The 14,995-nt window shown below is 30.3% G+C and carries 13 protein-coding genes; 5 read left to right on the top strand and 8 right to left on the bottom strand.

Annotated elements, in window-relative coordinates; translation table 11 throughout:
- Positions 1-206: 206 nt before the first annotated feature.
- The 3 genes from KDK92_RS12650 (at position 207) to KDK92_RS12640 (ending at position 4,356) form a co-directional block, all read left to right on the top strand.
- On the top strand, positions 207-1,436 hold the full coding sequence (locus tag KDK92_RS12650; protein WP_250859630.1) for a 6-phosphofructokinase: 1,230 nt from the start codon (positions 207-209) through the stop codon (positions 1,434-1,436).
- Positions 1,437-1,735: 299 nt separating this feature from the next.
- On the top strand, positions 1,736-3,202 hold the full coding sequence (gltX, locus tag KDK92_RS12645) for a glutamate--tRNA ligase (RefSeq protein ID WP_476739433.1): 1,467 nt from the start codon (positions 1,736-1,738) through the stop codon (positions 3,200-3,202).
- A 161-nt stretch (positions 3,203-3,363) separates the two neighbouring features.
- The gene (locus KDK92_RS12640) at positions 3,364-4,356 is read left to right on the top strand and encodes a GNAT family N-acetyltransferase (protein ID WP_250859627.1); all 993 of its coding nucleotides are present in this window, start codon (positions 3,364-3,366) and stop codon (positions 4,354-4,356) included.
- A gap of 201 nt (positions 4,357-4,557) precedes the next feature.
- On the opposite strand, the gene KDK92_RS12635 is transcribed toward KDK92_RS12640, so the two are convergent.
- From KDK92_RS12635 to KDK92_RS12600, 8 genes are all read right to left on the bottom strand, one after another.
- Entirely contained in the window at positions 4,558-5,199 is a 642-nt protein-coding gene (locus KDK92_RS12635; RefSeq protein ID WP_250859625.1) for a hypothetical protein, read from the bottom strand.
- A 95-nt stretch (positions 5,200-5,294) separates the two neighbouring features.
- Positions 5,295-7,469 (bottom strand): alpha/beta hydrolase, encoded by a 2,175-nt coding sequence (locus KDK92_RS12630; protein ID WP_250859624.1) that lies wholly within the window; start codon positions 7,467-7,469, stop codon positions 5,295-5,297.
- Positions 7,470-7,618: 149 nt separating this feature from the next.
- Complete coding sequence (locus KDK92_RS12625; protein ID WP_250859623.1) at positions 7,619-8,230, bottom strand: hypothetical protein; 612 nt, start codon at positions 8,228-8,230, stop codon at positions 7,619-7,621.
- Complete coding sequence (locus KDK92_RS12620) at positions 8,217-8,789, bottom strand: PilN domain-containing protein (protein ID WP_250859622.1); 573 nt, start codon at positions 8,787-8,789, stop codon at positions 8,217-8,219. The genes KDK92_RS12625 and KDK92_RS12620 overlap by 14 nt, the downstream gene beginning before the upstream one ends.
- A 51-nt stretch (positions 8,790-8,840) precedes the next feature.
- Entirely contained in the window at positions 8,841-9,308 is a 468-nt protein-coding gene (locus tag KDK92_RS24575; RefSeq protein ID WP_276575950.1) for a prepilin-type N-terminal cleavage/methylation domain-containing protein, read from the bottom strand.
- Between the two features lie 217 nt (positions 9,309-9,525).
- Complete coding sequence (ade, locus tag KDK92_RS12610) at positions 9,526-11,226, bottom strand: adenine deaminase (RefSeq protein ID WP_250859620.1); 1,701 nt, start codon at positions 11,224-11,226, stop codon at positions 9,526-9,528.
- Positions 11,227-11,274: 48 nt separating this feature from the next.
- Positions 11,275-11,832 carry a hypothetical protein gene (locus KDK92_RS12605; protein WP_250859618.1) on the bottom strand — a complete coding sequence of 186 codons (558 nt, stop codon included), beginning with the start codon at positions 11,830-11,832 and terminating at the stop codon, positions 11,275-11,277.
- A 136-nt stretch (positions 11,833-11,968) separates the two neighbouring features.
- Positions 11,969-12,694 carry a ribonuclease H-like domain-containing protein gene (locus KDK92_RS12600; protein WP_250859616.1) on the bottom strand — a complete coding sequence of 242 codons (726 nt, stop codon included), beginning with the start codon at positions 12,692-12,694 and terminating at the stop codon, positions 11,969-11,971.
- Between the two features lie 147 nt (positions 12,695-12,841).
- Between KDK92_RS12600 and KDK92_RS12595 the strand changes: the two genes are divergently transcribed.
- Positions 12,842-13,069 (top strand): FeoA family protein, encoded by a 228-nt coding sequence (locus tag KDK92_RS12595; RefSeq protein ID WP_250859615.1) that lies wholly within the window; start codon positions 12,842-12,844, stop codon positions 13,067-13,069.
- An 11-nt stretch (positions 13,070-13,080) separates the two neighbouring features.
- Positions 13,081-14,949: a ferrous iron transport protein B gene (gene feoB / locus KDK92_RS12590; protein WP_250859614.1), complete on the top strand. Its 1,869-nt coding sequence runs from the start codon at positions 13,081-13,083 to the stop codon at positions 14,947-14,949.
- The last annotated feature ends 46 nt before the right edge of the window (positions 14,950-14,995 follow it).

Raw genomic sequence — 14,995 nt, 5'->3', positions numbered from 1 at the left:
ATTTAATAACTTTTTTTGTATAACGTATTGCATAATTAAGCCACTTTATATTATAATGAAATCGAACGAACGAATATTATCCAAATGTTCCACGTTTTTATTCTGTAGGTTTAATAGAGTAGTTTCTTATATATTTATCACAAACAAAGAATATATAGTATACTACATTAAATATAAAATTCTCACATTAAAGAAAGGGGATTATTATGAGAAATTGCATAATTGCTCAATCAGGTGGACCAACTTCTGTAATCAACTCAAGTGTAATGGGGGTTGTTGCGAAAAATAATAAGATTAAATATTACGATAACGTTTTTGCAGGTTTAAATGGTATTGAAGGAATACTTCAAGAGAAATTCTTCAACCTATCAAATCTAACAAATGAACAAATAGAAACTATTAAGTATACTCCTGCTGCCGCATTAGGATCTTGCAGATATAAATTAAAAGATGTTACTAAATGTACTGAAGAATATGATCTTTTATTTGATATAATGGACAAACACAATATAGAGACTTTCTTCTATGCTGGTGGAAATGACTCTATGGACACTGTTAATAAGCTTTCGAAATATGCTGAACTTAAAAATAGGAATTTAAAATTCTTTGGAATTCCAAAAACTATTGATAACGATCTACCAATAATGGATCATACACCAGGTTATGGTAGTGCAGCAAAGTTCATAGCATCAACAATTTTAGAAAACTACCTTGATACTAACGTTTATTCAAAGAAAAACGTTTTTATCGTAGAGACAATGGGTAGAGATACTGGATGGCTTGCTGCTTCTGCAACTGCTGCAAGAATTAATAATAAATGTGTTGTTGACTATATTTATCTTCCTGAAAGCATATTCAATGAAGAACAGTTCTTAAATAACGTTAAGAAGAAACTTGAAACTCAAGACAGTGTATTCGTTGTTGTATCTGAAGGAATTAGAAATGCTGAGGGAACATTTATTAGTGAACTAAATGCTGAAAGCAAAAAAGATACTTTTGGTCACGTTCAATTAGGAGGGGTAGGAGCATACCTTAAACATATCCTTATTGAAAAAGGAATAGTATCAAAGGTTCGTTCACTTGAGATTTCCACTTCTCAAAGATGTGCTATGCACTGCGCATCACAAAGAGATATTGATGAAGCATTCTCCCTTGGGGAAGCTGCTTTAGACTACTCTTCTTATGGAGAAAATGGAATGCTAGTAGCTTTAAAAAGAACATCTTCATTCCCTTATTTCTGTGAACCTATAATAATTCATACATCAAAGATTGCTAATCAGATAAAATATGTTCCAACTGATTGGATAAACACTGAGAGCAATCACCTTAATGACAGTGCTTTTGAATATATCTCTCCTCTCATACAAGGTCAGCCAAATTTCGTTTTGGAAAACGGACTCCCTAAGTTTCTGACTTTGAGAGAATTGATATCCTAATATATATATATATATCGCCAGGAACTCCATTTATATGGAGTTCCTTAATATTTGATGACAAAGTTATATTATTTTGTGTTCAATCTGTTTTTTGTCTTTAGAAAGCAGATTGTTTAAAAAGTTCAAGGTCAAGGAACAAGGCGAACGAGCAGTGGAGTGTACGAATTTTGTACTCGAGCAGCACAGAGAGCCTTAGTGACGCCGAGATTGGGCTTTTTAGACGGTCTGCTCATTTTGGGTTCTTGACTTAAATTAGTTCTTACTATAATATCTATGTATAGATAATTCTAAGGAGTGAAATTATGGGTAATAAAATCAGAACAAGATTTGCTCCAAGTCCAACTGGTAGAATGCACGTTGGTAACTTGAGAACAGCTTTATATGCATATTTAATTGCAAAACACGAAGATGGAGATTTCTTATTAAGAATTGAAGATACAGACCAAGAAAGATATGTTGAAGGTGCAGTAGATATAATCTACAGAACTTTAGAGAACACTGGTCTTATTCATGATGAAGGTCCAGATAAAGATAAAGGATTTGGTCCTTATGTTCAAAGTGAAAGACAAAAATCAGGAATGTATCTTGAGAATGCTAAAAAACTTGTTGAAAAAGGAGAAGCATACTATTGTTTCTGTACTAAAGAAAGATTAGATTCTCTTAAAGGTGATGAAGATTCAAAGGAAATCGTTAAATACGATAAACATTGTTTACACCTTTCAAAAGAAGAGATAGAAAAGAACCTTGCTGAAGGTATTCCATATGTAATAAGACAAAATAACCCTACAGAAGGTAAAACATCTTTCACTGATGAGATTTATGGAACAATAGAAGTTGATAATAGCGAATTAGATGACATGGTTCTTATAAAATCAGATGGATTCCCAACTTATAACTTTGCAAATGTTGTGGATGATCATCAAATGGAAATAACTCACGTTGTACGTGGAAATGAATATCTTTCTTCTTCACCAAAGTACAACAGACTATATGAAGCATTCGGATGGGAAGTTCCTACATATGTACACGTACCATTAATAACTGATGAGAATCACAAGAAATTAAGTAAGAGAAGTGGTCACTCTTCTTATGAAGATTTAATTGAACAAGGATTCTTAGCTGATACAATTGTTAACTTTGTATCTCTACTAGGATGGAACCCTGGAACAAATGAGGAGATTTTCTCTCTTGAAGAGTTAATTAAACTATTTGATTACAGAAACATCAATAAATCGCCAGCTGTTTTTGATATGAAGAAATTTAGATGGATGAACGGCGAATACATTAAGAACATGGATTTTGATGCGTTCTTTGAGATTGCAAAACCTTATCTTGAAAAAGCAATCACTAAGGAATCATTAGATCTTAAAAAAATCGGTTCAATGGTTCAATCAAGACTTGAAGTTCTTACTGATATTTCAGAGAAGATTTCATTCTTCAATGAGTTACCTGAATACAGCATAGATCTTTATGTTCATAAGAAGATGAAAACAACACCTGAAAATTCACTTGAAAGCCTTGAAAAGGTATTACCTGTTCTTAAGGATGTTCAAGAATGGAATAAAGACGCACTTCACGAAATTATAATGGCCTTTGTTAAGGAGCTTGGAATTAAAAATGGTCAGATGTTATGGCCTCTAAGAACCGCTCTATCTGGTGTTGCATCAACTCCAGGCGGTGCTTTTGATTTAGCAGATGTACTTGGAAAAGAAGAATCTCTAAATAGAATTGAAAAAGGAATTGAGCTTTTAAAAGCAAACGTTTAAAAGCAATGTATAATGGAGAATGATGGATGCTTCTGCCTTTAAGGCAGAAGCATCCATTTTTTTGTTTTTAGAACTGCACACCCACTCACCTTATTGACATCTATTTTTTTAAATGCTATTATTTATCCGTATATACAAATATTAACTTAAGGAGGAATTTTATGTATAACTTAAACAAAGTAGACGCAAAAAATTTAACAGATAAAGAAATTGAATCTTTATATATTTTTGATCAAAATAATAATAATAAATACAACTTCTTAAATATCTATGATAATTTGGACAAGTTCAAAAATCAATTTTTGTCAAATTTTTATAATGATGATAAGGAATTATTTTTATTAAAAAAAGATACTTCAATATGTGGTATAATTTGCTTCACAAAAACTATTGATTTTAATGAAAAACCAGAGAATCAATTAAAAATATTAATTAATGAAAATATGAATGAAGATCTTATTAGTACCATTAATTCTTTTATAAAGTCAAAATTAAATGAACACGGTGAGATTCTACTTCAAACCTATAACGATGAGTTAACTGAATTAATCAATAAATACAACTATAAAACAAAATTCAAATCCAATTGTTATACATTAGATCGAGGAGATATCAATGTGGACATGCTTACTACATGGATTCATAGGTTTGAAACTAAAAATAAAGACCTTAAAATGAAATATACTACTTTAATCTCAGAAGAGTATATTCAACAATATTGTGACTTATTTACAGAAACAATGAAAGATATGCCTGATAATAATGAAGATGCTTATGAAAGTCCTATTATAACACAAGAAAAACAAAGAAAAATCAATAATAACTTTAGAAATAATAATATGACGCATAATTGTTATATGGTTTTTAACTCTGAAAATCAAATGATTGCCAAATCAAACCTTAGGGTAACTAACACTGATGCCCGTTTCCCATATCAATTTATGGTGGGAGTTAAAAGAGAATACAGAAACAGAGGCATCGGAAAATGGCTATATGCATGTATGTATAAGAGGTTATATGAAAATGTACAGTTTGAAAAAGTTCTTGTAAAACATCATCCCGACAATATATCAGCAATTAAAGTAAGTCAATCAGTTGGATATAAATTCAAATTTTCAGAAACTCACTACCTATTAACTAAAGATTATAAGTAATGATTAAATGAACACCAAAAGCCTCTAGTACAGAGGCTTTTTTATCCTAATTTTTGTAAAGGTACATAGTATTCCTCATATTTATTCCTTTTTTAGCACTATATTATCCAATTTCACTCTTTACAGAAGCATTAGTTAAAATGAATCATCTAATTAAAATTTCACAGAATTAAATAACCATCATTCTTCATTTTGTTTTCTTTAAACTTCATTAAGATTGTAAACAAACTCATCAATTATTTTAAAAAACTCTTCATAAATGAAATTATATTCTATGGCTTCTCCAGCTATAGTTAAGAACAAGATACTATACTCTCTAATATCTATCTCTTTAACATTTTTCAAGCTCCCATAATCATTAAATCCATCCATGGATAAAATTATCTTTTCTTCTTCACCATCAACATTATGATACTTAAACTCAAATATATTGTTCTGAGTATTATTAACAACAACTATCCCATTAGTTTCAGTGTTAAAAATTCCATAAGCCTTATCCACTATTATTTCAAATCCAATATCCTTACCAATATTTAATTTAAAAAGCTGCCATCTATACTCATCACATTCATCAATAATATTAATTAAATAAACCTCTCCATCACTTTCAAAAATACTATGTATGTTGTTTGCTTCATTATTTTTAATTAACTTCTCATGTTCATCCATTACATAATATTCTCTATCAGAAAACACTATGGTATATGAACCATCTCCAACTTTAATTTTGTTAAATTCAATTTCATAGCCCTCGGTATTATTAGCATAACACCTAATACTAATGCAATTTATCAATAATATAAATACAACCATACTTAAAATAATCCTCTTTATTACTTTCATAAACAACCTCCATTTGGAAAAATATTACAATATAAACATATTTATATTGTAACTCATTTTCCTTTTTATGGAAATTATTTTCATACGACTTATATCTATTTTATAAGACTTATATTATCTAAAATATACTCTCCCTCATCAAAAATGAACTTTATTACAGAGATATTGTCGATTTTTGCACTATAATCTAAAGGTAACAGAACTGTCTGAAATACAGTCCCCTCCCTTTTTCCTAAATCATCGTTTAAAGATTCTGTTTTCATAACATTACTATCAATACTATCCCATAATGGATATAATTCATTCACATCATATACTACTTTATTTCCATCACCATCAAAAATCTCTACTTCAATGTTATAAATAAGATCTTTTGCTCCGAAAGAAACCATATCAAAACTGAGATAATTATATTCCTCAATTTCTATATTTCTCTTAAGATTAAATCCTACAATATTTTTAGTACTCTCATCAATACTAATATACATCCCTTTATTGTTAAGCTTCCCGTTATCCCTAAGTCTTATCTTCTTAATTTCATAAGCTACATCTCCATCTTTTCCAATTCCCGAGTCAGTTAAAATAGAATACCTATAACTATTTTTATCAAAATCTACAAGAGTATAACTTTCTGAGTCACTATACCCATTAATGAACCGCTTATTTTCATGCTGATTTATACCATTTAAATTGTTTTTGAATATTGGTATGAACTCTTCTCTATCATTTAAAGTACTCTCAAGAAAAATATAAGTATATTTTAGAGCTATCTCTCTCTGCTTTTCTCCACTTATAAGTTCACTCTTATTTATCATCAAACTTAAAGGGAAGTCATCATCTTCATCCCCCCACATGGTGTTAAACTGCCCATGATTGGCTCCCTCAATATATAAGTAACTCTTAAAATAAAAGTCTTTACCCGTAAAAATAACATTATCATATGATTTCTTTCCTTGAAATTCTGAAACATCTCCATCATTACTCCCTTGAATAGCTAAAAAATTAACATCATGTATTTTTGGATAATCCCCACAAGATTCATACTGACCATAAGTAGTTCCAAATGTAATTATTGATTTAATATCAATTGGGAAGTTAAAATCCACACCATAATCCTCTGGTGATTCACTTATCTCTGTGAATAATTTTGACAGAAATGCAGTTTCGCCTCCTCTTGAGTGCCCAAAGAGAGCCACACTCTCCTCATTAATTTTACCCCTAATAGGGTTCCCCTCTTCTTTATTCCATTGAAAAATTTGCTCTATATGCTTAAGAGTTAGATACGCTCTTCCATCATTCTCATCTGAATAACCGCCACTCCAACTACCATTAAAGTAATTTTCATCAACCATAGCTACCACATATCCTCTTTCTGATAGGAACTTTCCTATATACTCATACCCTAATTCTGAAGGCTCCTCCATAGAATGATTTCCATGTATTACAACCACAAGGGGATAAGCTCCCTCATTCTTGGGATAATATATATGTCCATTTATAGGAACAGTATCAAATTGAGTATCCCAATATACCATTCTCCACATTTTATCAATCCCAATGGGCTCTTCAATAAATTCTCCTATGGTCACCACTTCTGTTTTTAATTCCCCATTACTATATCTACTTCTCTTATCATCTTGGTTACCATACCATATCACATTATAATCGCTTATTATATTTTCATCCCCTAAAACATTGTATATTGAACTGTCTTCCTTTAAATATTGAGAATAAATCTTTTCAATTTTTTCTTCATTTTCCCCAGTATAAGGATATTCTCCAATATGAAAACTCCATAATTGAATTATAATCACTACACTTAAAAATATACAATAACATATTTTTAGTGCTCCAATGGTACTCTTCTTTGCAAGAAAAAATGTTAAATATGAAATAACCATTAGTACTATTACCGTAGCATTCACTTCTTCAAAAAAGGAATAAGAGCTTTCAGTAATTAAGACATAAAACACTATATATATACCACAATGAATACCCATTAATCTATTATCAATAAATTTAAAGGGCTTACTTAAAATTCCAAATAAGAAGTACCCCACATAGAATAAAAGATTAAAAATCACGAAAAACACCAAGAATTTGAAATAAAAATCCAATCCAATTTCAATTAAAACAGAAAAAATAAAACTTAACATTAATATCATAATCTTTGTTGACCTATCAACAGATTTCAATTCTTTAAATGTACCAATAATTCCTTTTATTATTTTTTTCAACACTTCTTTAATATTTATTTTTTTCATCATCATAATTATATTGTTCTCCAGTCTAGACTTTGGCATGTAAAAATAAATAACAATTTATGTATTTATTATATACCCAAACCAGTCTAACTAAAACCCAAAATAATGAAATCACAGATATATTCTCACCTATAATTTCATTATTTCGGTCTTTTTTATTGTTTGTTAAACGGATTCTTTCTCTTTAAACCCGGATAGTAATATATAATCTTTTTATCATCTCCAATAGGAAAATAGTATAACTCAAGAGTTACACTCCCTGTCATGTCACATAGTTCTCCACCTGAAATACTCAAATATTTAATTACTATTTCCTTATGATAATTTTCAATTTCTGATATAAACTTCATTAACTCAGTCAAAGCATCGCTATAAGATAATGTTACAGAAAACCGAGGAATACTCCTGCCCATAACACCAGAATCTATATCTTCTGATGTTATAGACATACTACTTATATTTATTCCTGAGTTATTAATAATCTCATCTATTACATTAATTACATCTTCTTCTTCTATATAATGAAAAAAATCAATGGCTAATAATTTCATTTCTTTTGATAACCCTTCAACATTTACCTTATTTAACTTCTCTTCATTCCTATTATGCTCTATCTTACTCATTTCTCCTTCTAGTAAGTACTTTTCCTCCCTTAAGCTTTCTATTTGCTTTAATCTAGGATTTAACAAAAAATCATAATAGACGAAGATTGATATAATAGCAGAAAGAACAATAAGCATAACCTTCTCTCTTTTAGTTATCTTCATGATTCTTCATCTCCTCTATCTTTGCAGAAATGGAAAACCTATAGGTAGTAACTCCGTCATTATCCACTGCTACTATTGAAGGTACATTCACCTCTTTAAGTCCTACCCCTTTAAGATTATTTATAGTTGAGGCTACTCCTTTTCTATCAGAAGACTCACAGTCCATAGATAATTGTTTTTGGTTGTATTCAAAAGAACTTATACTTACATTTTTAGGTATAGCATTAAAGATCCTCACTATTCCATGTGTAGTTATCTTATTTAAACCAGCAACATATGCTTTTATACTTTGAATCTGTGTTAAAGACTCCTTTAATACTCTTTCATTTTCACTAATGCTCTTAAAATTACTATCAAGTTTACTCACCTGGGTTGATCTTAGCATTTTATTGTGATTATCAATATTGACTTTCTCCCTATAAATATCCCTCTCTAGATAAAACACAGAACTTACAACACCACCTAAAATAAATAAAACTGCAAATAGACTAAGTGTGATTGATATATTTTTATTCCTTTTTTCTTCAATGAATTCATAGAAAAAGTTTAAATCATTCATGACGCCCCCGTATTTTGAATATATAAAACTTATCACACTTTTTTAATATTCTTAATAATCTAGTGTGTGCTCTATATTTTTAGTTTCTATTTCTTTTTCTGTTTCTTTTCCATCATTAGTTTCCTTAACTATACTTGTAACTGTAGCTGTAACGGTTATAGTTCCCGTAGGATCAATTACTTTATCTGTATTAGAAAAAGCAATTCCCCAAACTCCACCAGTTTTAGGCTTAGTATCCATTCCGCCCTTAATATACTTCCACACATCCTCTAAATCATTTGAACTTAAAGCATCATTTGCATCAACCTTATCCTGAAGTTCTCCAGCTTCGTATGCCATAAGTGCCGCTTCAGCAAGTAGTTTCGCCGTTACCTCATCTGCCCTCTTATTTGCATTATCCTTATATGCAGAATACTTAGGAACTGCTATTGCAGCCAAAATTCCTATAATAGCGATAACCACTATTAATTCCACCAGGCTAAATCCTTTTCTTTTTTTGTTCTTGATTTCTTTTAACATATCATAATCCTCCATATATATTTTTTATGGTTAATATACTCCACGGATTCTATTTAGTTATAGGATTTATAGCATAAAACGTAAAGTATTTTAATTACATATTGTTATTTTTATCCTTTTATTGAATAAATATTCTTTATTTTGCCCCTTTCGAAGGTATTTTTTAGCGACAAAAAACGCCGACATAAATAGTCGGCGCGAGTTTATAAATATGTTACTACTTTATAAAAAGAGGAATAAACTCATTTATATTATAGTCATATAACCCTCTAGGTGTAATTTTGAGAGTTGGTACTACTGTAAGACTCATAAATGATAATGTAATTAATGGATCAACTCCTCCTGAAATCCCTTTACCCTTTAAAACATCTTTAATTCTTCTGATTCTGCCACTTATAAATTCTGGATTCATATTTGTCATTAATCCCCCAATTGGAAGGGCTATACTCTCCATTACCTTTCCTTCACAGACTAGAGCAATTCCGCCCCCCATCTGAATTACCTTATTCACCGCTTTTGTCATATCCTCATCACTATCTCCTACACATACAATATTATGGGAGTCATGAGAAATACTTTGAGCAAGAGCACAATTCTTAATTCCAAATCCATCAATATACCCTACTGAGTACTTATGCGATTTTGTATGTCTTCCAAAAACAGCTATCTTATTTATCCTTCTTCCCTTTATCTCTGTAACAAACTCGCCATCATTAACTACTTCTTTTACTTCTTTTTTAGTTACAATAGATTCAGGGATTACTTTGATTACATTTATAAGCTCTCCTTCACATTTAACTTTTAACATATCACTTGTTATTTCACTAATTTTAATAGTATTTTCAAATATATACTTATTCTCAACAAAAATTCTATGTTCTGTTACTTCTTTACCATTCTTTATAATCCTATTGATGCTAACATCATTAAGATCATCGAGTATTAAAAGATCAGCCTTAAACCCTGGTGCTACAGCACCCCTATCATGAAGGTTATATATTCTAGCTGCATTATATGAGCCCAATGTATAAGCCATTATAGGATCCATCCCTAATTCTATAGCTTTTTTAACACAGTTATTTATGGTACCTTCCCCAATTATATCGTCTATATGTCTATCGTCTGTACAGAAACAAAACATATGGGAATTCTCTATATTAACTGTAGAAATCACCTTTTTCAAATCCTTTGCTGCCGATCCTTCTCTAATGAGAATTTTCATACCTAAATCTATCTTTTCAAGAGCTTCTCTTGAAGTTGAACACTCATGATCTGTTATAACTCCTGCATCCACATATGCATTCAACCACCGTTTGCTTATGTTAGGACAATGTCCATCTATGATTTCTCCCTTGAATAACTCAAGTTTTTGTATCATATCTTCTCTTCCCGCAATAACAGCAAGAACATCCATTACTTCCCCTAGTCCTATGACATTGCTATATTTCTTTAATCTCTTTAATTCCTTTACTCCAACTTCAGCTCCATTATCATCAATATCTGTGGCTGGTACACACGATGGCAACATATAGAATATATCCGCCCCAATCTCAGCAGTATCATTAATCATAAACTCTATTCCTTTTTCCCCAAGTACATTTGCAATCTCATGAGGATCTGCAATGATTGTTCCTACACCTTTCTTTAGAACCTCTTGAGAAAAAACGCTAGGTGTCATCATGGATGATTCAATGTGTACGTGAGCATCAATAAATAATGGGGCAACATATTTTTCACTACAGTCGATTTCTTTCTCTCCACTAAATCTTCCAATACCCACTATTTTCCCATCTTTAATACCCACATCATTCTTAATAATCTTTTTAGTAAAGACATTTACAATTGAAGCGTTCTTTAAAACCAAATCAGCTTTTTTTTCTCCAAGAGAATACTTTATCTCTTCTGTTAATCCTTTCAAACTGTCCCCTCCTATTTTAGTATTTCATTAATTCCATCTTGGGCATATTCAAATATCAGATTTTATCTCATAAACAGCATTTAAATAAGCTTTAATAAAATATTCTATATCATTATCTGCGTAACCCTTCTTTTCAAGAACATTAATAATTATCAGAATTATATTTTTATGAATTAATTTATTAACAAACCGTCCCCTAATAAGATTCTCTATTTCATAAAGCCTAAAAGGCATTTCTTTCTCTTTAAATAAAACAATCCTACCATCTCTAATTTTTTTATTGTGTATATCCAAAAATAAAGTTACATTAAATTTTTCCTTAATTCCTTGTTCATCTTCAACTTCAATTTCATAACTCTTTCTTATTCCATTAAAATCATTATATATTATTTTTAGAATTTCACCAATGTTTTTGCTATAGAAAATTTCTCTTATTTCTTTTATTTCTGTAGTAGTTTCCTTTTGACACTTTATCTTAGCATTCAAAGCTAAAAGTTCGCACAGAGTTAATGCCCCATTCATCCTAGCATATAATTTCACCATATCTCTTGCATTATGAACCTGTTTTTCTTCATTATCGTGTAAGGATTTTGTTTTTAATTCCATAAAAATACACCCCTTAAATAATATGTTATTATAACATTATTATAAGAAGTGTATATATATGCCTTATGCTTAATTAATATATTGATTAATTAAAATACAAATATCAAAATAACAAAGAAACAAAGAAGAAATTATGTTATTTGTCCTTTGTTTCTGTATTCTTTATTTCTATATTCTTTATTTCTGTATCCTTTTCTGTTAATTCTTTATTGATAAACATATCTTTCCACTTTTCCATTATGTAATATAAACTAATGACATCCTGCTGGTTATATAGTAAAAGCTTGTCTATTTTATCATTTGCCATTCTGTAATTTTCTTTAGAGAACATTTTACCAAAAGTCCTAGCAATTTTTGCTCCATTTAGCACTTCACTTTCCCTTTCGATATTCATTATTTCCTCTAATTTTTTTAATCCTATTATTTTTTTAAAAACCTTTTCATATTCTTTCTGAATATCAACATGAATCAATCTAGACACCACACTGAAATCAAATATCTCATTTTCAGAAAGATGCTTAAGTACAAGAAAATCGTTATTTCCCGAGAATGTTATTATGTATCTCTTCCCCTTGCACTCATACATATATCTTAAATATTCTTCCGCTTGTGATAAAACAATTTGTTTTTCCCCTCTATTTTCCATCATATATTGTAAAAATTGTAACTCGTTAGTATTATTATCAAGTACGCATGCCCCAAATACTACAACACCAATTGGTTTTTTATATACATAATGCTCAAGATCTAGGAATACCCCCTTCTCACATACCTCACTACATGGTACTTCCTTCCCATTAATATTCATCATATAATCATTAAAGGAACCATCTACTTTTATACCCTTATTTATTTGAATCAAATTATCACACTCTCTATTTATATTCTTACTATTATAATATCATCATTTTCAATTAAACTCAATTAAAGTACATTAAACCCAATTGACATTAATTGAAAATGATGCTAGAATTAAATTGATAATAATTTTCATTACGAGGTGGTAATAATGAGCATTTGCGATTTATATCCAGGACAGAAAGCTTACGTTGAAATTGTTGCTGGAGAAGAAAAACTCTGTAAAAGATTAAACGCTTTAGGATGTGTTCAAGGTGCTGAAATTACGTTCAAAAACAAAGCTCCACTAGGAGATCCTATTATTATAAATTTAAAAGGTACAACCTTAGCATTAAGAAAAAAAGACGCTAAATTAATTCAAGTTAAAAAAGCGAATTAAGGAGGTTACTAATGAAGACAATTGCCTTAGTTGGTAATCCTAACGTTGGAAAGACCACTCTTTTCAACCTGCTCACAGGATCTAAACAGAAAGTTGGAAACTGGGCAGGGGTTACTGTTGATAAAAAAGAAGGTTCTTATAAGAACAACAGAATAATTGATTTGCCTGGTATCTATGCATTGGATACCTTTTCTAATGAGGAGAAAGTCTCAAAGGAATTCTTACAAAAAGATGATGTAGACTTAATAATAAATATTGTTGATGCATCAAACCTTGTGAGAAATCTTTTTCTAACAACTCAATTAAAACAATTTAAAAAACCTATTGTTATTGTTTTAAATATGATGGATATGGCTAAATCCAAAGGAATTGAAATCAATACAACAAAACTTGAAGATGAACTTGGTTTAAAGGTTATTCCAATATCCGCTTCAAAAAACGAAGGAATCGATAAAGTTAAAGATTTCATTATAAGTGGTAATTTTAAAAAGGAAAATAACATAAAAGATTTTGATGATGAAACAGATACATATATCTATTTAGATAGTGTGTTAGATAAATGTACTAACTATATTAAAACTGATGAATCATCAATAAGTGATAAAATTGATAAAGTTATGCTTAATAAATTTTTAAGCTTTCCAATATTCCTTTTCATGATGTTTATAATATTTAAGTTTACTTTCAATTGGGCTGGTCAACCGTTAGCTGATCTATTAGATGGTTATCTTAATGATTCTTTAATACCATTTCTAAATGAATCGCTAACATTCTTAAGTCCTATGATAAAATCCTTACTAGTAGATGGAATTATTTCTGGCGTAGGTTCTATTCTAGTATTTTTACCAATAATATTAGTGCTTTTTATAGGCATTACCCTACTCGAGGATAGTGGTTACATGGCCAGAGCTGCACTTATTACAGATAAACTTATGAGAATGATGGGTCTTTCTGGAAAAGCTTTTATCCCTATGATTGTAGGATTTGGATGTAGTGTTCCTGCTGTAATGTCTGCAAGAACTCTTGAAAGCGAAAAAGATAGAAAACTTGCTGCACTACTTGTTCCGTTAATGTCATGTAATGCTCGTTTACCAGTGTATGCAGTATTTATATCTGCTTTTTTCCCTAATAATGGGACACTAGTTTTAATGTCACTATACTTATTAGGAATTGTACTTTCATTCCTTATTGGCATATTATTTAAGAATACAATATTTAAAAAAGATGAAGAACCATTTATAATTGAACTACCTGAGTACCAGGTGCCAAATTTCAAAAATTTACTTCTTCATACATGGGAAAAGGCTAAAGGATTTGTTAAGAAAGCAGGAACTATCATCCTTGCAATGTCTGTAGTAATCTGGTTCCTTTCAAGTTTCAGTATGACTGGTGCAACAGATTCAATCAACGATAGTTTCCTTGCATCAATAGGTAAGGCTATAGCACCATTTTTCGCTCCACTAGGGTTTGGTAACTGGCAATCAGCAGTAGCATTACTAAATGGTCTCCTAGCTAAAGAAGTTGTTGTTAGTAGTATGGGAGTAATTTTCGGAAGTGACTTGCAAACCTTGTTACCACAACACTTCTCTGCTGTAACTGCATATGGCTTCATGGTATTCGTTCTTCTTTATACTCCATGCGTAACCGTGATAGCAACAATGAAGAAAGAATTTGGTTACAGATTTATGCTATTCTCTGTAGGTTATCAACTAGCATTAGCATGGATAGTTGCATTCTTAGTTAATGTATTTGGTGGGATGCTAGCAAATGGAGCAATTTCAGCAATACAACTACTGATGGCTATTGCACTTATCTCACTAACAATCGGAATAATTATAAAAATATTTAAGAAGAAAAAAAGTTGTGATTGCAGTTGCTAAAAATGCAAAAAACTAGAGACTATTAAACAGTCTCTAGTTTTTTAAT

Origin of the sequence: Oceanirhabdus seepicola, assembly GCF_023684385.1 — a bacterium.
Taxonomy (GTDB): domain Bacteria; phylum Bacillota; class Clostridia; order Clostridiales; family Clostridiaceae; genus Oceanirhabdus; species Oceanirhabdus seepicola.
Note: the sequence above shows the minus strand (reverse complement) of the source record. Positions and strands in the feature narration are given on the sequence as shown.